The sequence below is a fragment of the Sphingomonas sp. Leaf242 genome (assembly GCF_001422045.1).
In the GTDB taxonomy this organism is placed as follows: Bacteria; Pseudomonadota; Alphaproteobacteria; order Sphingomonadales; family Sphingomonadaceae; genus Sphingomonas.
In genome coordinates, this window is the sequence record NZ_LMLW01000006.1 from 1 (window position 1) to 3,402 (window position 3,402).

General features: G+C 66.5%; 2 protein-coding genes. Both read left to right on the forward strand.

Going from position 1 to position 3,402, the window contains the following annotated elements:
* Nucleotides 1–347 precede the first annotated feature (347 nt).
* On the forward strand, nt 348–1,865 hold the full coding sequence (locus ASF09_RS04600) for an alginate export family protein (RefSeq protein ID WP_082444078.1): 1,518 nt from the start codon (nt 348–350) through the stop codon (nt 1,863–1,865).
* A 92-nt stretch (nt 1,866–1,957) separates the two neighbouring features.
* On the forward strand, nt 1,958–3,402 hold a 1,445-nt coding region (locus ASF09_RS04605), incomplete at its 3' end, for a methyl-accepting chemotaxis protein (protein WP_235529618.1).

Here is a 3,402-nt window from a genome sequence, read left to right on the forward strand (position 1 = left end):
GCACGCGCGAAGATCCAGCAGACGTTCGGCAAGGCACTGAGCCAGCCGAGCGCAGGCTATGCTTCGCCGGTCAAGCCGCTGCCGGCCGCGGCGATCCCGGCGCTGGTCCGTTCGGACGACGATTGGAACGAGTTCTGATCGAGGCTTAACCGCAAGGCTGAACAGGAAGCCCGCGTCCCCAACCGGGGACGCGGGCTTTCGTGCGTCCGGGGGAGATCGGCTATCGAGGTCGGGGCCTAAGCCACGGGCGACACGCGCGACTTTAACAATTGTTCCCTTCGCACCCGAATAATCCGCGGGCGTCCTATCATGAAGGAGACACACCCTCCCACCGAAAAGGCCTCGCCATGGTCTCTCGTACCCTGGCCCGCATCGCGTTGCTGCTGGCGTTCACCCCGATCTCCGCGACGCCGGTTCTGGCCCAGGCCAAGGATTCGGTGGTCGCGACGGCGACGCCCGACACCGCCGCGCAGACCACCACGCGGGCGACTCCGATCGCTACGGTCTATCCGGCCGAAGCGGCGGGCGATGGTGCGGTGAGCGCGGGGTATGCGATCGCGCGCTGGGCGGAAAACTGGACGCGGTACCGCGATCCCGCGCTGCGCGACGATCCGCTCGATCGGTTGAAGTTCATCCCGATCGCCGGCCGCGACGACGTGTATCTGACGCTGTCCGGCGAAATCCGTGGCCGAGTCGATACCGTCACCAACCCCGGTGCGCGCGACTCGGAAAAGATTCGGCAGCGCGAGCTGCGGCTGTTCGCGGGCAGCGATCTCCATCTGGGATCGCATGTCCGCCTTTACGGCGAGCTGGCGCATGGCGGTGTCGCCGGCGACCGTGCGACGCAGGCGGGCGCGAACATGCGCAACACGCTGCTCGTCCAGCAGGCGTTCGCCGAGGTTTCGACCGCGCTGGACGGCGGCGATGTCGGCGTCCGCTATGGTCGCCAGATCTTCGCGGACGGGCCTGGCGTGCTGGTCAGCCAGGGCGATGCGGGCAACATCCAGGTCGTCCTGAACGGCGCCCGCGGCTGGGCGCATTTCCACGCGGTCCGCGCCGACGTGTTCGACTTGCGGTTCACGCGCTACGGTACGGGCGGCACCGGCGACGATCGCGTCGATCATGCGCGGCGTTTCTCGGGCGTCACGACCGGCGTCGTCCTGCCGCAGACTTGGTTCGGCGGATCGAAACTGTATCTCGAGCCCTTCGCGTGGCGGTTGCGCCGCGACGCGGTCACCTTCGGCAGCGACACCGCGCGCGAGGCACGCCGGTTCTATGGGCTGCGGCTGTGGGGCGATGCCGGGCGCGTGACGCTCGACTGGAGCGCCAATCGGCAGAGCGGTCGGTTCGGCCCGCGCGCGATCGACGCGTGGCAGGTGTTCGCGGCGCAGACCGTCCGGCTCGGCGACGCGGGAACGTCACCGCGGATAGGCCTGCACGTCGATTACGGATCGGGCGGCGGCGGCTATCGGAACGGTTCGCTTCACAACGCGGCGGCACCGGTGCTCGATGGCGGCTATTTCAGCTATCAGGATGCCTTTTCGCCGACCAATTTCGTCGCGGTCGCGCCCAACTTCACGCTGTCGCCGATCACCCGCCTCCGCCTGACGGTCGAAGCGCAGCGGGTCTGGCGGGCGAAGGTCGACGACGCCGTCTATGCGGCGAGTGGTCGCGCCTATGCGGGCACGCAGTCGGTGCGCGGCACGCACGTCGCCGACGTCGCCCGTGCGCAGCTCGTCTGGTCGGTCGCGCCGCGGGTCTCGATCACCGGTCGCTACGAACATCTGATCGCACGATCGGTGCTGACGAGGAGCGGGTTCGACAATTCCGACTGCCTGAGCGGCTGGATCAGCATGAAGCTGTAGCCGCACGGCCATCCGGTCGAACGAATTCATAATAGGTCCGAGGTTTTCGCGCGATCTTCCGCGTGGCCGAGGTCGAACAGGAGAGACGTCAAATGGGAATGCTCAACAACGCGAAGATCTCGACCAAGGTCGTATCCTTGCTCGTGCTGCTGGGATGTATCACGCTAGCGATAGCATGGTTCGGATCGTCCAAGATCGCGACGGTCGATGCGTCGTATTCACGGCTGATCGACCAGAAGCTGACCGGCACGATGTTCCGATCGCGGGGCAATACCCGGATGAACGCGATGATGTACGACGGCTACAAGATTGCCGTGGTCGGCGCGAACAGCGAGGAGGGGCGCAAGACGCTCGCGAAATTCCAGGTCGATGCCGACAAGATCGCATCCGATCTCGAACGCGGCAAGGTCGCCAACCCGCCGGCCGTCGCGGAGCTCAACGAGACCCTGCGCGGGATGCAGCAGGTCCGTGCCCTGGTCGAACGCGCGAACCAGCTGAGTGCGCAGAATCGTGCGGGCGAGGCGATCGCCGTGCTCGGCCAGGCGGACGCGGTGATGACGCCCACGTTCGAAAAGTCGTTGTCGCTGGTCGATCGTAACGCCGATCAGGCATCGGTCGAGTCGGCCAAGCTGACCGACGTGAGCATGGCGACGGTCAGCATGCTGTATATCGTCGCGATCATCGCGATCATCGCGGGCGTCGGTCTGGCGATGCTGATCACGCGTTTCGGGATCACCGGGCCGCTCAATCGTCTCCAGGCGCAGATGGGCGACATTGCCGGTGGCAACTATGCCAAGGACGTCGAGGGCACGGATCGTGCGGACGAAGTCGGTGCGATGGCCAAGGCGGTGAAGGTGTTCCGCGAGAACGGCATCGCCAAGGACACCGCTGACACCGCCAAGGCACGCGCCGATACCGAGCAGAAAATGGTCGTCGACACCGTATCGACGCATCTGTCCGAGCTGTCGGCGGGTGACCTGACCGCGGCGATCAAGGCCGACTTCCCGCCTGAGTACGGCGCGCTGAAGAGCAACTTCAACGAGGCGCTCGACAATCTGCGCGGGCTGATCAGCTCGGTCAGCGAAAGTGCGATGACGATCCGCACCGGCTCGGGCGAAATCGCGCAGGCCTCGGAAGATCTCGCACGCCGTACGGAAAGCAACGCCGCCTCGCTCGAGGAAACCGCAGCCTCGGTCACGCAGATGGATGGCCGCCTGAAGGCGAGTGCGTCCGCGTCGACGCAGACCGTCGAGCGCGCCGACCAGGCGATCGCCACCGTCGGTGGTGGCCGTGCGGTCGCCGACGAAGCGGTCCAGGCGATGGGGCGTGTTTCGGAGAGCGCCAAGGGCATCGACAGCGTGATCGAAGGGCTCGACAAGATCGCGTTCCAGACGCGCGTCCTGGCGATGAACGCCGCGGTCGAAGCGGGTCGTGCAGGTGACGCAGGGCGCGGTTTCGCGGTGGTCGCCGATCTCGTCTCCGCGCTGGCGATGCGTGCCGAGGAAGAAGCGAAGCGTGCGCGCGACCAGCTGACCGT

Excerpts from the sequence above, each read along its gene's own strand:
- ASF09_RS04600 (WP_082444078.1), top strand. The coding sequence starts at position 348 with ATGGTCTCTCGTACCCTGGCCCGCATCGCGTTGCTGCTGGCGTTCACC.